The 15,531-nt window shown below is 61.9% G+C and carries 21 protein-coding genes; 1 reads left to right on the top strand and 20 read right to left on the bottom strand.

Annotated features, from left to right (window positions below):
- Positions 1–9: 9 nt before the first annotated feature.
- From FOY56_RS06930 to FOY56_RS23910, 13 genes are all read right to left on the bottom strand, one after another.
- Entirely contained in the window at positions 10–669 is a 660-nt protein-coding gene (locus FOY56_RS06930) for an RcGTA-type gene transfer agent tail tape measure protein (RefSeq protein WP_146345078.1), read from the bottom strand.
- A complete protein-coding gene (locus FOY56_RS06925; protein WP_146345077.1) occupies positions 662–865 on the bottom strand; it encodes a rcc01693 family protein in 204 nt (67 codons plus the stop codon). The genes FOY56_RS06930 and FOY56_RS06925 overlap by 8 nt, the downstream gene beginning before the upstream one ends.
- Entirely contained in the window at positions 862–1,182 is a 321-nt protein-coding gene (locus tag FOY56_RS06920; protein WP_146345076.1) for a gene transfer agent family protein, read from the bottom strand. Before FOY56_RS06920 ends, FOY56_RS06925 begins: the two co-directional genes overlap by 4 nt.
- A gap of 2 nt (positions 1,183–1,184) precedes the next feature.
- Complete coding sequence (locus FOY56_RS06915) at positions 1,185–1,598, bottom strand: phage major tail protein, TP901-1 family (protein ID WP_146345075.1); 414 nt, start codon at positions 1,596–1,598, stop codon at positions 1,185–1,187.
- 24 nt (positions 1,599–1,622) lie between these two features.
- Complete coding sequence (locus tag FOY56_RS06910) at positions 1,623–2,036, bottom strand: DUF3168 domain-containing protein (RefSeq protein WP_146345074.1); 414 nt, start codon at positions 2,034–2,036, stop codon at positions 1,623–1,625.
- The gene (locus FOY56_RS06905) at positions 2,033–2,371 is read right to left on the bottom strand and encodes a head-tail adaptor protein (RefSeq protein ID WP_146345073.1); all 339 of its coding nucleotides are present in this window, start codon (positions 2,369–2,371) and stop codon (positions 2,033–2,035) included. The genes FOY56_RS06910 and FOY56_RS06905 overlap by 4 nt, the downstream gene beginning before the upstream one ends.
- On the bottom strand, positions 2,368–2,967 hold the full coding sequence (locus FOY56_RS06900) for a head-tail connector protein (protein ID WP_146345072.1): 600 nt from the start codon (positions 2,965–2,967) through the stop codon (positions 2,368–2,370). Before FOY56_RS06900 ends, FOY56_RS06905 begins: the two co-directional genes overlap by 4 nt.
- 171 nt (positions 2,968–3,138) lie before the next feature.
- Positions 3,139–4,320, bottom strand: coding sequence for a phage major capsid protein (locus tag FOY56_RS06895; RefSeq protein ID WP_146345071.1), 1,182 nt, complete (start codon positions 4,318–4,320; stop codon positions 3,139–3,141).
- 36 nt (positions 4,321–4,356) lie between these two features.
- Positions 4,357–4,902, bottom strand: coding sequence for an HK97 family phage prohead protease (locus FOY56_RS06890; protein ID WP_146345164.1), 546 nt, complete (start codon positions 4,900–4,902; stop codon positions 4,357–4,359).
- Between the two features lie 22 nt (positions 4,903–4,924).
- Positions 4,925–5,137 carry a GTA head formation protein, RCAP_rcc01685 family gene (locus FOY56_RS06885; protein ID WP_146345070.1) on the bottom strand — a complete coding sequence of 71 codons (213 nt, stop codon included), beginning with the start codon at positions 5,135–5,137 and terminating at the stop codon, positions 4,925–4,927.
- Positions 5,130–6,305, bottom strand: coding sequence for a phage portal protein (locus FOY56_RS06880; protein WP_146345069.1), 1,176 nt, complete (start codon positions 6,303–6,305; stop codon positions 5,130–5,132). The genes FOY56_RS06885 and FOY56_RS06880 overlap by 8 nt, the downstream gene beginning before the upstream one ends.
- A 178-nt stretch (positions 6,306–6,483) precedes the next feature.
- A complete protein-coding gene (locus tag FOY56_RS06875; RefSeq protein WP_146345068.1) occupies positions 6,484–7,737 on the bottom strand; it encodes a DNA-packaging protein in 1,254 nt (417 codons plus the stop codon).
- Between the two features lie 19 nt (positions 7,738–7,756).
- Positions 7,757–8,101, bottom strand: a complete 345-nt coding sequence (locus FOY56_RS23910; RefSeq protein ID WP_146345067.1) for a hypothetical protein — start codon at positions 8,099–8,101, stop codon at positions 7,757–7,759.
- 260 nt (positions 8,102–8,361) lie between these two features.
- On the opposite strand from FOY56_RS23910, the gene FOY56_RS06865 reads away from it, so the two are divergent.
- Positions 8,362–9,075 carry a lipid-binding SYLF domain-containing protein gene (locus tag FOY56_RS06865; protein WP_146345066.1) on the top strand — a complete coding sequence of 238 codons (714 nt, stop codon included), beginning with the start codon at positions 8,362–8,364 and terminating at the stop codon, positions 9,073–9,075.
- Between the two features lie 83 nt (positions 9,076–9,158).
- On the opposite strand, the gene FOY56_RS06860 is transcribed toward FOY56_RS06865, so the two are convergent.
- From FOY56_RS06860 to fabD, 7 genes are all read right to left on the bottom strand, one after another.
- The gene (locus FOY56_RS06860; RefSeq protein WP_146345065.1) at positions 9,159–9,575 is read right to left on the bottom strand and encodes a type II toxin-antitoxin system Phd/YefM family antitoxin; all 417 of its coding nucleotides are present in this window, start codon (positions 9,573–9,575) and stop codon (positions 9,159–9,161) included.
- Between the two features lie 82 nt (positions 9,576–9,657).
- A complete protein-coding gene (gene mltG, locus FOY56_RS06855; RefSeq protein WP_146345064.1) occupies positions 9,658–10,821 on the bottom strand; it encodes an endolytic transglycosylase MltG in 1,164 nt (387 codons plus the stop codon).
- Positions 10,821–12,086, bottom strand: a complete 1,266-nt coding sequence (fabF, locus tag FOY56_RS06850) for a beta-ketoacyl-ACP synthase II (protein ID WP_146345063.1) — start codon at positions 12,084–12,086, stop codon at positions 10,821–10,823. The genes mltG and fabF overlap by 1 nt, the downstream gene beginning before the upstream one ends.
- Positions 12,087–12,156: 70 nt before the next feature.
- Positions 12,157–13,131, bottom strand: coding sequence for an arginase family protein (locus FOY56_RS06845; protein ID WP_146345062.1), 975 nt, complete (start codon positions 13,129–13,131; stop codon positions 12,157–12,159).
- A gap of 114 nt (positions 13,132–13,245) precedes the next feature.
- Complete coding sequence (locus FOY56_RS06840) at positions 13,246–13,479, bottom strand: acyl carrier protein (protein WP_146345061.1); 234 nt, start codon at positions 13,477–13,479, stop codon at positions 13,246–13,248.
- A gap of 212 nt (positions 13,480–13,691) precedes the next feature.
- The gene (fabG, locus tag FOY56_RS06835) at positions 13,692–14,429 is read right to left on the bottom strand and encodes a 3-oxoacyl-[acyl-carrier-protein] reductase (protein WP_146345060.1); all 738 of its coding nucleotides are present in this window, start codon (positions 14,427–14,429) and stop codon (positions 13,692–13,694) included.
- A 72-nt stretch (positions 14,430–14,501) separates the two neighbouring features.
- On the bottom strand, positions 14,502–15,437 hold the full coding sequence (gene fabD, locus FOY56_RS06830) for an ACP S-malonyltransferase (protein WP_146345059.1): 936 nt from the start codon (positions 15,435–15,437) through the stop codon (positions 14,502–14,504).
- Positions 15,438–15,531 lie beyond the last annotated feature (94 nt).

Genomic DNA, 15,531 nt, shown 5'->3' with positions numbered 1-15,531 from the left:
CTCCCCGAATTAGCGATTGCGCGCGCCGCGCCCCAAGGCCCGGCTCATCTGCGCCGCGATCTGCCCCTTGCTGCGCTGAAACCCCTGCACATCCGGGGTGGTGACGTTCATCACGACAGTCGTCGATCCACCGCCCGCGCTGCGCACGCCCAGCTTGCCGTCGGCGCCACGGGTCAGCGGCATGATCGCCTCGGGCCCAGCCTCGCCCATCAGCCCGGTGCCACCGCGCATCGGGAACATGGTCGGACTGCTGACAACGCCGCCATTGGCAAACGGCATCACCCGGCCCTGACTGAAACTCGCACCGTCGGCAAAAGGCAGAATGCTTTTCACAAGGCTGGTGACGCCATCCGCAAACAGCCCGCCGATTTGATTGGTCACCGGTTTGATCGCCGCCGCATAGCTGGTCTGGATCATCGACCGGGCCACGGTTTCCAACGCATCCGACAGCTTCATGCCATCAAACACCACCCCGTCAAACGCCCGGCGCAGGCCCTTGGACAACCCGCGTTCCAACGATTGCGCATCCTTGCCTGTCGCCGCCAAAGCCTCGCGCACCCGGCGCAGTTCGGCATCGAACCCCGCCGCCATGTTCGCCGCGCTCGACAGGCTGTCTTCCAGCCCCTCTGACGCGTCGCGCAGATCTGACACTCCGTCCTGATCACTCATCGCTCTCATCCTCTCTGCGGTCCGGCCAGGCCGCCATCAGCGCGTCCAGTCCCGACCGGTTCAGCGGAGCCTGCCCCGCACCTTGCCCCAGCATCAGCCGCAGCTCGGCCGGGGTCAGCCGCCAGAACTGATCCGGTGTCAGGCGCAGCCCCTCCAACCCGGCCCGCATCAGCGCGGGCCAGTCGATCCCGCTCACGTGACCCCCGGCACCATGAAGGCGCGCGCCAGCAACTCGGCTGCCGCGCGGGCCGCTTCCATCGGCCCGCCGTCAATCTCGGCCTGCATCAGGTCCGCCGCCGCGATATCGGCCCCGCCCCCGCGCAAGCCCGCAACCACCAACGCCAGAACCTCGCGACTGGAAAACCGCCCGCCTTCGAACCGTTCCACCAGCTCAACCAGAGACCCCGCGTCCAGCGACGCCTCAAGTTCGGCCAAGGCCCCAAGCGTCAGCTTCATAACGCTCCGCTGCCCGTCGATGACCAACGCCACTTCCCCCGTCCACGGATTGGCCATGATCAGAGCCCCGTAAAGGTCAGCGCCCCGGCGCTTGCCATCGCCATTTCATACGTGGCCTCGCCATTGTGCGATCCGGCATATTCAAGCGAGGTCACCTGAAACGCACCCTCTACAATGCCGAAATCCGGGATGATCACCTGAAAGGCAGGCGTTTCGCCGTCAAAGAACAACTGGCGCGCCCGCTCGTCGGTACCTTCATCCTTGAACACGCCCGATCCTGAAATCGACGCCGATTTCACCCCGGCCCCCGACAACAGCTCGCGCCAGCCGCCCTGGCTTTCCAGGCTCGTCACATCCACACTTTCCGCGTTAAAACTGACTCGCGTGGCGCGCAGCCCCGCAATGGTTTCAAACTGACCGCTGCCGGTCATGTCGACTTTGACCAGCAGGTCCTTACCGTTCTGGGCACCCATGCCTATTCTCCAATGGTTGAAGGGTTAATCGTCTTCCACACGCGCGCGGAACTTCAGATCAATGCGCCGCAACTGCTGGGCTGTCCCGTCGCGACGCGCCCGCGCCCGCTCGAACCACAGCCCCACCAATCGGCCCCGGCTCAGGCTCAGCGGAGCACCGTCCAGCGCATCGCTGACCGCGCCTGCCACGTCCTTGGCCGTCGCAAAACCTGTCGCGTCACTGATCACCGAAATGGTAATCCGATGCTGCGCCCCGGCGCCGCTTTTGTCCGAGGCGTCGCGCACATCCTCCAGGCCGATGCTGACATAGGTCGCCGGTACGTCCCCGGCGGGCAGCGCGTCATAGACCGCCCCCCCGATCAGCGCCGAAACGCCAGCATCAGACAGCAAATGCTGATAAATCGCGGCCTGCAGCGGCCCCGCCATTCCATAGCTCATGCCGCTGTCTCCTCATCTGCGAAACAGGTCAGAAACCGCCCCTGCGCATCCACATCGGCCACCGCGCGGATCACGAACACCCGCGCGCCGTCCCGTAACCGCTGCTCCGGGGTCGGCCGCATTGCCGACCCCACAGGCGCCGCCCGCACCACGATCCTGTAAGCGACCGCCGATACCGGCATCCCGGCCTCGGCGCGCTCACGTCCGGTGCGGGCCCGCATCTCGGCCCAAAGCTCACCCAAGGCAGTCCAGATTTCGGAAAACCCGCCCGCGCCGTCGCTGACGCGCGCGGGGGCTTCCAAAACCAGCTTTCGGTTCAGGTTGGGCTGTTTCATTGCACCCCTCCCAACGTGACCCGCAGCTTGCGATAGCGTTGCAACAGGCTGCTCACACCAAACGGCATGCACCCTTCGCCCAACGCGGTCTCGTCCCGGTATTCGTAATAATGCGCCGCCAGCAGCAGCACCGCCTGCCCCAGATCAGCGGGCAACCCGCCCCAGTCCGATGACATCCCGGCGTTGAAATTGATCCGCACACTGCCCTTGGTCTCGACCCGAGGCAGCAGCGTGCCGGTTGGAAACAGGCGCGGTTCAACCGCATCCCGGCGCAACCGGTACAGCGTATACGCAACGACAGTTTCGCTCTCATCCGCGCCGATCAAGACCACCGCAGACACCGCATTCACCGGAGCCACCGGCAGCCCTTGCCCAGACCGATCCGACCAATCCGCGATCTCCCAGGTGAAATCACGGCTCAGCAACACCTTGCCCGTGCGCCCTTCGATGGCCGCAATCGCCGCACGCAGGAAACTTGTCAGCACCGCGTCCTGCAGGGTTTCTTCGCCAAACCCGGTTCCCAGCCGCAAATGCGCCTTGAACTCATCCACCGGCAAAGCCGCATCGGCAACGGTGGTCACTTCGGTCAACATCATGAATTCTCTCCGCAAATCCGACCCCCTCCGGGCCTCATCGTCGCCAAAATGCGGACGCGCATCACCCCATGTCGCTCGGACGGAGGGGAGCAGCTAGACAACATGGAGGGTCTCAACTGACACGCGCCCGCGCACGAAGGGCCGCACTGGCCCCCCGCGATCCGTCACCGCTTACGCAGTGCCGAATTTCAGCAGTTTGATCGCCGCAAAGTCGCTGACATCCCCGCCGACACGCTTGGTCGCATAGAACAGGACATGCGGCTTGGCGCTGAACGGATCGCGCAGCACGCGCAAATCCGGGCGCTCGGCAATGGTGTACCCGGCCGAGAAATCACCAAACGCAATCGCATGGCTATCGGTCGCCACATCCGGCATATCCTCGGCAATCAGCACCGGATACCCCATCAGACGCGCAGGCTCACCCGCGGCCAGACCATCCGACCACAGGAAGCGGCCATCGGCATCCTTCAGCTTGCGGATCACCCCGGCGGTTTTCGAATTCATCACGAAGGTGCCATTTGCGCGATACTGCGCCCCAAGCGCATAGACCAGATCGACAATCGCATCGCCATCATCGATGCCCCCGGCAACCCCTGTCGGCACATAGCCCAGACTGCCCCAGGCCCAGACGTCATTGTCAACGGCAGGATAGTTCAGAATGCCGGTCGGCTTGTCCGACCCATCCCCATTGATGAACGCATCCGCCTCGGCGCGGGCGAACTTGTCGGCGATACGGCCTGACAACCAGCTTTCGATGTCAAACGCGCTGTCATCCAGCAGCCGCTGCGATGCTTTCGGCAATGCCGACAGCTCGTGCAGCGGAATGGTGATCCGGTCAATCTGCGGAGTCGCCGTTTCCGTGACCGACCCGGTTTCCGAGGCCCAGCCCGCGCCCAGTTCGGTATGATCAATCAGCACGTCAAACGACGTCGCTTCGACATTGACCACCGACGCAATCGCCCGGATCGACGCTGTCGAATTCAGCACCGACTGCACCATGTCTGCGGTCTGCGGATCCACCAGGTATCCGCCATCCACATTCACCGCCGTCGACAGTGCTTTGCCTTCCAACTCCAGCCCGCGCAAGCCGTCGTCATCGCCCGACCGCAGATAAGCGTCGAACGCTTTTTGATGGGGGGCGCCTGTGTCATTGGCCGCCGAAAGCTGCGGGCGTGCCGCGATTTGAGTTTTACGATCCAGCATGGTCAGTCGCTCTTCCGTCTGTTGCAGTTTGGTGTGAATCTCGTCTTGGAAGCCCTTGATCTCCGAGACAAAGCCGGTCATCGCCTGCTTCACCTCCTGAACCAGGGGCACACCTTCTCCGGCCAAGGCCGGAAACTCGGTCTTGCTCATCAGAACATCCTTATGGGTAAGGTTTCGGCGCTTAGCTCAGCGTCGCGCCAGCTCCAGCCGCGCGCCTGAAAGCACCGCCGCCAATTCGCGCAAGGAGTCCTCGGCCTCAAGGGAATGCCCCTTGGCCGCCACCCGCGCACTGGGCAGCATCGGAAAGGTCACCACCGACACCTCCCAAAGCTCCAGTTCCGTCAAAAGCCTCTGGCCCTTGTCATTCTTCACGGCCCGCTTGGTGCGATACCCAATCGACAGCCCGTCCAGCGCCCCCGCCGCAATCAGCGCCGCCGCTTCGCGCCCTTTTTGCGTGCTGTCCAACAGACGCCCCTTGACCCACAGGCCCCGGTCGTCTTCGCGCACCTCGTCCCAAACGCCGATGGGCTGGGCCGGATCATGCTGCCACAGCATCTTGATCCGCTTGCCCTCAACCGCCAATGACCGCGCATAGGCCCCCTTGCCGACCACATCGCCGCCCTGATCGGTCTCGCCGAACAGACTGGCATAGCCTTCGATCACAGCATCCTCACTGACACTCAGCCCGTCTCCGAACCGCGCGAATTTTGTCTCCAACGTGTCCCAACCCATCGGTCCCACCTCTCGTGTCATTTCAACTCACCCCCAGAAAGGATTGCGCCGCCTGCGCCAGGATCACCGCGACCACGCCGTAGACAGTCAGCCACAGCCGTTTTTCCAGCCGCTCCATCATCTCGTCCAGCCGATCCAGCCGGCTGCACAGATGCGCGTGATGGATCTCGCTGACCCGCTCATGCGCCGCCAGCCGCAGCCCCGGCGCGCAGTCAAACGGATCATACTCAGCCATCTGCAGCCGCCTCGGCCAGCGGGGGCAGACCCAGCTGCACACGCTTTTCGGCCGGTGTCAGAAAATCCGCCTGCGACACCCGCGCCCATTGCGCATCCCGTTCCGCAGCCAGCGCGGGCACCTGATCCAGATCCGGTTTCAGCTGTAAATCCTCGCCCGAAAACCCTGAAAGCCAATCCGCCAGCACGGCAGCCACCCGCGTCGCCAACGGCAGCACCGTCAACCGATAAAACGCCCGGTTTGCCTCCTGGTAATTGGAATAGGTCGCGTCGCCCTGAATCCCCAGCAGCATCGGCGGCACCCCAAAGGCCAGCGCGATCTCGCGCGCGGCGGCTTCCTTGGTCTTGTGAAACTCCATGTCGCTGGGCGAAAACCCCATCGGCTTCCAATCCAGCCCGCCTTCCAACACCATCGGCCGCCCGGCATTGCGCGCGCCCTGATAATTCGCCTCGATCTCTTCGGACAACCGTTTGAACTGATCATCGGCCATCACGCCCTGCCCGTCCGATCCTTTCCAGATCAACGCACCCGAGGGGCGCGCCGCATTATCCAGCAGCGCCTTTGACCAGCGTGACGCACTGTTGTGCACATCCACCGCCATGGCTGCCGCCTGCATGGGCGAAAACCCGTAATGATCATCCTGCGGATGAAAGCTCTTGATGTGGCAGATCGCCGAAGCCGCAAACCGATGCGTCTTGGCCCCGACGCTGTATTCATAAGCCACCGGCCAGCCATCCGCGCCGGGCACCACCCGCATCCGGTCTGACCGCAACATGTGCAGTTCCAACGGCAGGCCACTGTCCCCTGCCACAGCCTCGACATAAGCATTGCCCGACAGTAACAGCTGCGCAAACACCGCCTCGAACAATTCGGCCCGGCCCTGCGCCGCATTCGGGCGCTGGACCAGGCGCATCAACGGATGCACGTCAAACCGCTCAACCCGGTTCTGCAACACCAACGGCAGCGCCGCCGCCGCCTCTGCGATCAGCTTGACCGACCGAAACCCAACCGGGTTGCCAGAAAAACCCGTCCGCGTCAGAGACACCGTATCGCGTGGGCTCCACGCCACCCGACCCGAGCTGTGCCACGCCACCACAGGCCCCGCCGCGCTCGCCTTGCTCTCTGGTGCGTCCGCCTTGGCCCCGCGACGCAAGAAATCCAAAACCATGCTCCATGCTCCTATTTGCCTGATCCGCCGCGCTCATCGGCCTCGTTGAAATGCAATGTCCGCTAAAACCTGAAAGAACTCGCAAACCCACCGCGCGGTGCCGGTGCAACACGGCGCCGCGCCCTGCTTCTTTCTTGTTCCAAATACCCAAATCCCAACGGCGCCTCCTGGAGCACCACTAAAGAACCCGCACCCGGGGGCGGCGATAGGTCAACGCGGGCCCAACGATCAGCTCATGCAACGCCCAGACCAACGCATCGACCCGATCCGGAGATCCCGAGCCGTCAAATCCCTGCGCCGTCATCTGGCACATCTGTTCTTCCAGCTCCGTCAGCCCCGGCAGGTGTTTCACGCGCCCCTGCTCGTACAAAGCCGCCACCGGCTCGGCCCGCGCCACCTTGCCCCGTGCCGCCCGCACAGCGCGATACGGAACCAACGGATCAACTTGCCGCACCACCTGCTCAACCAGCGCGCCGCCCTGATTGACCTCGGCCACCAGCCGCTCGGCCCCGAACTCATCCATCGCCGCAATCGCCGCCCGCGCCCATCCCGCAGGGCCCAGACCCGATACCGTCTGGTCCGCCAGCACATAGGCCCGCCAGTCCTCCGGCGGCCCCTGCACACAGGCCCCCACGACCACGATCCCGCATTCATCACCGCCCGCCGTCACCGACGGGTCCAGCGCCACGACGATCCGGTCCAGATCCGGCGCAGCCGCCACCCGCGCCCGTTCTAGCATCGCCCCGGTCCACAACGCCCCCTCGGCATCGGCCAGCAACACCCCGTCCAGCTCTTGCCGCCCCATCCGCGTGCCCGCATAGCGCGCCCGCACCTCTTCCAGAAACGACGCCGCCAGATTGGCCCGGTTGGCCTCGGTCGGCGCATGGGTCCGCACCGTCGATGGGGCTTCCAGAAGCGCCTTCAGCACCCCCACATTGCGCGGCGTTGTCGTCACGCACACCTTCGGATCATCCCCCAGCCGCAACGCAAACTGCAGCTGATCCCACGTCTCCTGCGCCCGTTTCCACTTGCCCAGCTCATCCACCCAGGCCCCGTCAAACTGCGGCCCCCGCAAGGCCTCGGGGTCAGACGCCGAAAACGCCTGTGCCTCGGCCCCGTTGGGCCAGACCAACCGCCGCTCCCCGGCCTTCCACACAGGTCGGCGATCGGGCGGCGAACAGGCCAGCACACCGCTATCGCCAAAGATCATCACGTCGCGCACCTGATCATAGGTCTCCCCGACCAAGGCCAACCGCCGGCACCGCCCCGGCTCCAACGGCAACCCGCCCTCAACGGCCGAGCGCACCCACTCCGCCCCTGCCCGCGTCTTGCCCGCGCCCCGACCGCCCAGAATAACCCACGACCGCCAATCGCCCCCGGGCGGCAACTGATGCTCCATCGCCCAGAACTCGAACAGAAAAGGGAGGGCCATAAGCCCCCCCTCCCCAATGTCACTCAGAAACCTCTCGCGTGTGGCAGCAGGCGCGCAAGCGAGCCAATCTGCACCCGACCTCAGTCCGAGCCCGGTCAAGGTCAAGCGCGTATCCGCCCCTGGCAATCCCTGCCTGCTTGTGATGGTGTTCAACAAATCGCTCCTCCACATTCTGGCAGGACCGGATCAGTTTCCCGATCTCGTCCACCTGCCGTTTTCCAACCGTTAGATCTGCATCCTCCCCGGCCACGATCTGCGCCTTCAGGTCTTCCGCCATATGCCGCAGTTCTTGAATCGAATCCTGAAGCGACCGAAGCAAATCGGCCGTCTTGTGGACACGCTCTTCCGGGGTAATCAAAGTCATGTAAGTCAAGACCTCATGCGTTGAGTGATCCCCGCACGAGAGAAACGAAAAACGGCCCCCGGATCAGATCCAAAGGCCGCTACCCACTTCTTCTAGCATGACACAACCTATACGATAAACCGTTCGCAGAGTCAATGTGTTGCGCCAACTACAGCTTCGTCGTTCGACCCGTTCACACCTACGACAACAATCGGATCAAGCCTGTGGAACATCACCCACAAGCTGTGTACGCTCACCCGATCCGGTTGGGAGGATCAGACATGCGAACCGCCAGTTTTTGGGTTGCTCTATTGGCAATCGCCGGGCTGACAGGCCAAGCTCAAGCAGATGGTGTTCTGGGCAGCTTGAAAAAAGGCGTCCAGAAATCAGGCGATGCAATCAGCAAAGGCGCAAGCTCCGTCGGAGACGCAATCAAAAACGGCGCAGGCGCAGTTGGAAACGCCGTCACCGACTCTGTCGATTCAACATCCAAACTGGTGTCGAACGAAGACACCCCGGAACAAACGCGCGCGCGGCTCGACCAGATGAGCACCGACATTCTGGAACAACTGCTTGCTGAGAACGCAGACGCAAGAACCCTGTATGCATCCAGCGCCGGTTATGCTGCATTCGACAGCCGCAAGGTTACCGTTTTTCCAGTGACAGCAGGATACGGGCGGGGCGTGGCTGTTTCGCCGGACGGCACCCGGACGTACATGAACATGGGCACAGGCGGACTTGGTGTCGGTCTTGGAATCGGGGGCTTCGAATCTAAGTTTGTCTTCCTCTTCGAAACCCTCGCCGACTTCGACGATTTCATCAAATACGGATACGATGCCACAGCCGAGGCCGGGGCAATGGCCGGCGACGACCGCGAAACCGAAGCCGTGCGCTTTGTCGACGGTCGCTCTTTCTTTGCCTTGTCCAAGACCGGCTGGCGCGTCAACGCAAGTGCTGGCGGCACAAAGTACTGGAAATCACCTGAATTGAATTGATCGGGTACCCAGATCAATTTGGCTAGTCTAACGACCCGCGATCTTGTGTAGGTCGTCGGTGAAAGTCGGTTTTTTCGAAACCTTTACCCAAACCAACCTAAGATCCACTTGATCCACTGCGGCGCAACCCTCTCCCCAATCTCCCCACCTTCAACAGGTTCCAACCCACCGGCTTCCAGCATCTGACGTTCCTCCACTCGGGTCATTTGGATCTCGCGCACCTGTTCTGCGGCCTCATGCGTTGACACCAGCCGACCGTCCGGCCCCGGGGTCAGCCCCATCGGCAACACGACCGATCCGCGCCGTTTGCCCGACCACGGCAGGCGGCGTCCGAACCACTGCTCCTCTTGCAGTCGCCAGATGCGCTGCACCTCCTCCAACGACACGATCGCAGCCAGGTCGCGTCCGTGACGCGTTAGGATAATGATCTGTCGTGGGTCCTGCGCCTGTGCGCACAACTGCCCCAGCCGCGCTCGGGCCTCTGATACCGAAATTCGCATGTGTCACCTTTGTACAAAACCGTCAAACCGGTCTTCAAAGGTGGTACAAAACGGTAAATCCGGCCCGAACAGGGCGTACGCTTCAGTTGCCTGAGTTCTTCTTCCGCTCGGCCTCGATCTCGCGCCATTTGACAACGTTGCGATTATGCTCTTCCAGCGTCTCGGCAAAGGCATGACCACCGGTTCCGTCAGCCACAAAGAACACGTACTCGGACTCGTCCGGGTTCACCGCAGCTTCAAGGCTAGCCAGCCCCGGGTTGGCAATTGGAGTCGGCGGAAGACCTTCGATAACATAAGTATTCCAGGGCGTTATCTTGCGAAGCTCACTTTGACGCAAGCCCCTTCCCAGCACGTATTCGCCCTTGGTCAGGCCATAGATTACCGTCGGGTCGGTCTGCAAACGCATGCCTCGGTTCAATCGGTTGGTGAACACCGAAGCCACCTGACGCCGTTCTTCCGGCACTCCGGTTTCCTTTTCGATGATCGACGCCAGGATCAGCATCTCTTCCGGGTCCGCCAAAGGCACATCCGGTTGTCGTGATTCCCAAGCCGCGTTGATCCTAAGTGTTTGTTTTTCAACCATTTGAGCCAGCAACGCAGCGCGATCCGCCCCATCGCGAACTTCATAGCTGTCCGGTGCCAACATGCCTTCAAGCGGGCGTTTGGCCACCTCACCACTCAGCACGTCAATCTCTTCCAGAGCTTGAACTACCTGTGCGGTGGTCACCCCTTCGGCCATCGCAATCCGATATCGTGTATCCCGTTCAGCCCGTTTTTTCACATAAGTTTCAGGGACTTCGCCTTCAGAGAAATCGAAATCCGCACGTTCGACATATTCCAAAGTCGCCGGATCCAACTCGCGAACCAGCGCGGTGGTGCGGGTCACCCCGATGCGATACACGATTTCGGTGCCACAGGTGCTGGCCCCCCCGCGCGTGACCTGATCGACGATGTCCGACATCGACGACCCTTCACGCACCAGAAAGCTACCTGCTTTCAACTGGTTAGACTTATCAGTATACTCGGCCCCCAGTCGAAAGATCGTGCCGCTGACGACCGCACCCTGCTCTTCCAGATCCTTGCTGACGCGGGTCATGTTCGATCCCCGCTCAACCCGCAAACAGATCGCCGTGTCCAGCGGACCCTCAGCCGAATACTGCGACTGCCCCCAAAGGATAACTCCAGCTCCCAGAAACAGAACGACCGCCAGAACCGTCAACGCATTCGACGCAAGGCTTCGCCACATTAGTCAGTCTTTCCAAACAGAACGCTGGCATTCGTGCCGCCAAACCCGAACGAGTTCGACAGCGCCACGTTAATCTCGCGCTCGCGTTTGGCATTGGGCGCAAGGTCCAACACGGTGTCCACAGCCGGGTTGTCCAGGTTGATCGTGGGCGGTGCCACCTGATCGCGGATCGCGAGGATCGAAAAGATCGCCTCGATTGCGCCTGCAGCCCCCAGCAAGTGGCCCGTCATCGATTTGGTTGACGACATGGTGGCCTTGCTGGCCGCACTGCCAAGCAACCGTTCAACGGCCCCCAGCTCAATCGTGTCGGCCATTGTCGACGTGCCATGGGCATTGATGTAATCAACGGCGGACGGGTCCAGCCCGGCATCGTTCAATGCAGACTGCATCGACCGCTGCGCACCATCACCATCCTCGGACGGTGCGGTGATGTGATAGGCGTCGCCGGACAGACCATAGCCCAGAACCTCGGCATAGATCTTTGCGCCGCGCGCCTTGGCGTGCTCGTATTCTTCCAGGACCAGAACACCAGCGCCTTCGCCCATCACAAAACCGTCGCGGTCCACATCATAGGGTCGGCTGGCCACTTGCGGGTTGTCGGCAAACTTGGTGCTCAGCGCCTTGCAGGCATTGAACCCGGCGATACCAATCTTGCAAATCGCGGCCTCACCACCACCTGCGATCATCACATCCGCATCGCCGTATTTGATCAGTCGCGACGCATCTCCGATCGAATGCGCACCAGTCGAGCACGCGGTGACAACAGCGTGGTTGGGCCCTTTGAACCCGTATTTGATGCTGACCTGGCCTGACAACAGGTTGATCAACGAACCGGGAATAAAGAACGGAGACACCCGACGCGGGCCACGCTGTTCAATCATCACGGCTGTATCAGCAATCGAGCTTAGCCCGCCAATGCCAGCGCCCAGGATCACACCAGTGCGCAGCCGATCGGCTTCGTCCTCGGGCATCCAGTCGGCATCCTTGACGGCCATCGCGGCAGCCGCCATGCCATAAAGGATAAAATCGTCGACCTTGCGTTGTTCTTTCGGCGCAAGCCAGTCATCGGCATTGAACGTCCCGTCCGAGCCATCGCCACGCGGCACTTCGCACGCGTAAGTCGTGACCACGCCGCTTTCCACAGCGTCAAAGCGCGTGATTGGTCCGGCGCCTGAACGCCCTTCCAGAATCCGTGACCAACTTTCCTCAAGCCCACTGGCCAAAGGAGTCACAAGGCCCAGTCCTGTTACCACGACTCTCCGCATTCCGCTGCCCTCTTGCCTCTATTCCAATTCAAACCCGCTCTTACCCTGCCCAAGGGGGGTGGGGCAAGGGTTACACCGCGCAACCTGAGCGCGGGTTTGCCACCTGCCGGCCGATCAACCCCAGGATCGTGGTCAGCAATTGCGCCGCCGTAACTGCGCCTGCACCGTTCTGGTCCCGCTCTGGCATGAACTCGACCAGATCGACGGCTGCGATGCGACCACGGGCCGCTGCGCCGCGGATCAGGTACAAAGCTTGCGCATAGGTCAGCCCACCCGCCGTCGGTGCGATCACCGCGGGCATGATCGAGGGATCCAGCGCATCGCAATCGATGCACAGGGCGATCTGTCCCCCCTCGGGGATCAGGTCGATGGCCCGGTCCAGACCACCATGCGGCATGTCATGGGCTGGGATAATCACCGCCCCCCAGTCGCGCGCCGCCTCAAGCTCGGCCATTCCGGCAGATCCGACCCCACGCGCCCCGACCTGAATGATTTGCACGACATGCTCCATTTCACTGGCCCGCCGCATGGTTGAACTCAGGCCCAGACGTTCTCCGTCAACCTCGTCCCTCCAGTCGATATGCGCGTCGATCTGCAGGATCGTCAGCGGACCGGCAGGTGCCATCGCCTCAAGTATCGGAATTGGCAGGGAATCGTCACCGCCCAAAAGCACAGGGACAGCACCGGCCTGCAAAACCTGACCGATCGCCTGACGGATCGCCCCACGGCTGGCCGGGGCATTCAACGGATCGACGGACAGGTTTCCCGCATCCACGGCCCGGATCCCATCCGGAAGCAGCGGCCCCAACAGGTCGAAATTTACCTTGCGGGTGTCGCCCGCATAATCCGCAGATCCGGCCCGGATCGCATCCGGCCCGCCCGCGCAATAGGCCCCGACCGACGCATAAGGCGTGGCGCAATCCGCGCCCATGATCACGATATCTGCTTTGGGGGCTGCTGCAGCGTCGCTGACGTCCCCTTTCGGCAACCCGAGAAACGTTCCGCTCTCGCCTGCGGCTCCGAACATGTCCTTCAGGTCTGCCATTGTGCACCCTCCTCTGCCTGCGCCAACTGTACGCATTCCCAAAGAGGGGGCAAAAGAAAACGGCGCCTCCCATGAAGGGAAGCGCCGTTAAACTCTGTCAGCTCAAAGCCGTGATCAGGAAGCTTCAGAGATGAACTTCACTGCGTCGCCAAAGGTCTGGATGGTTTCGGCCGCGTCGTCCGGGATTTCGATGCCGAACTCTTCTTCGAACGCCATGACCAGCTCAACGGTGTCAAGGCTGTCAGCGCCAAGATCGTCGATAAACGACGCATTCTCGGTCACTTTTTCCTCTTCAACACCAAGGTGCTCCACAACGATCTTTTTAACGCGATCTGCGACGTCGCTCATATCATTTCCTCATCTCACTCGGGGCATAGTGCCCCAGTTCTGCCCTCGCCCCCTTGGGTGGCTTGGTCTCTAGCCCTTGCAGGGCGGCTCGGTCCCGGTGTTATCCGGAGTACGGCAGGGCCTGCATTGCAGTCGACCCCCCCAAAATCTTGGCCGCCTATAACATAACCGGCGGACAAGGCAAACGCTTTCCGGGCTTCCCCGTCAGCGTGTCACAACATGGCCATGCCACCATTCACATGCAAGGTGGTCCCGGTGACATAGGCCGCTTCCGGGCTGGCCAGATACAACACAGCTGCCGCGATTTCAGATGGTTCACCCATCCGTCCCGCCGGCACCTGACCCAGAATGGACGATTTCTGATCGTCTGTCAGCTTTTCCGTCATCGCCGTGGTGATAAAGCCAGGCGCAACCGCATTTACCGTGATTCCCCGGCTCGCCACTTCATAAGCCAGCGATTTCGACATCCCGATCAAACCAGCCTTGGCCGCCGAATAGTTGCCCTGACCCGGATTGCCGGTGGCCCCCACAACGGACGAGATATTCACGATCCGGCCCCACCGCGATTTCATCATGCCGCGCAATACACCTTTGCACAGCTTCATGGCCGCCGTCAGGTTGACGTCGATCACGCTTTGCCATTCGTCATGCGACATCCGCATAAACAGGTTGTCGCGTGTGATACCGGCGTTGTTCACAAGAATGTCGACGCTGCCCATGGCCTCGATCGCCTGCTTGGGCAAAGCGTCGACCGCTTCGAAATCGCTCAGGTTGCATGGCAGCACATGGGTACGCTCCCCCAGTTCGGCGGCCAATGCCTCGAGCGGTTCGACCCGCGTGCCCGACAGCCCAACGGTTGCACCAGCGGCATGCAATGTCCGGGCGATTTCGCCGCCGATGCCACCAGACGCCCCGGTGATCAGCGCTGTTTTTCCTGTTAAATCAAACATGTCCGTTTCCTTCATGGTCCCGAATTTTCGCTTCGGAAAATCCCTTAAGGCCCTCCAAGAAGACCCTGATATTTAAGCGTTTCCCGCCGCAGACTTAACATCTTCTGGGGTGCCAATGGCTTTGGTGGCCAGCGACCGGTCGATCCGGCGGATCATGCCCGATAGAGCCTTGCCCGCGCCGATTTCCCAGATTTCGGTCACGCCATCAGCCGCCATGGCCAACACGCTTTCCCGCCAACGCACAGCTCCGGTCACCTGTTCGACCAACAGCGCGCGGATCTCGTCCGGGTCTGTCACAGCAGCGGCGCACACATTTGCGATCAGCGGAACGACGGGAGATTTGATCTCAACCCCGGCCAGAGCCTCTTCCATGACTCGCGCGGCGGGTTCCATCAATGCACAATGAAACGGAGCACTCACCGGCAACAGCAGCGCCCGCTTGGCCCCCTTGGCCTTGGCAATGTCCACAGCACGTTCAACAGCGGCTTTGCTGCCCGATACCACAACTTGCGCCGGGTCATTGTCGTTTGCGGCTTCGCACACATCGTCCCCTGCGGCCTCGGCAGCCACCTCGCGAACGACCGCCAGATCCAGACCCAGCACAGCCGCCATTGCGCCTTGCCCTACCGGAACCGCCGACTGCATCGCCAGACCACGGGTGCGCAGCAAACGAGCCGTATCCGCAAGGCTGATCGCCCCGCTGGCTGCCAAGGCTGAATACTCACCCAGCGAATGACCCGCGACGCAGGCCGCAGTTGTAACTGCCACACCTTCGGACTCCAGCGCGCGCATGGCCGCCATCGACGTCGCCATCAGCGCAGGTTGCGCATTTTGCGTCAGCGTCAGGGTTTCGATGTCACCGTCCCAGATCAGCCCGCTCAGGTTTTCACCCAAAGCTTCGTCGACCTCATCAAAAACGGCCTTGGCCTGCGGGTAACTGTCCGCCAGCGCCTTGCCCATTCCGATGGTTTGCGCCCCTTGCCCGGGAAAAACGAATGCAATCGTCATCTTGCCCTCACTTTATTTATTCATTTGCATCGGTTTAGACCGCCGCGCCCGCCCACACAACCCGCCCGCAATGACGCACGAAGGCTGTGCAGCC

It is taken from the genome of Falsiphaeobacter marinintestinus (assembly GCF_007923355.1).
Lineage (GTDB): Bacteria > Pseudomonadota > Alphaproteobacteria > Rhodobacterales > Rhodobacteraceae > Phaeobacter_A > Phaeobacter_A marinintestinus.
This window is presented reverse-complemented; position numbering and strand designations above follow the sequence as displayed.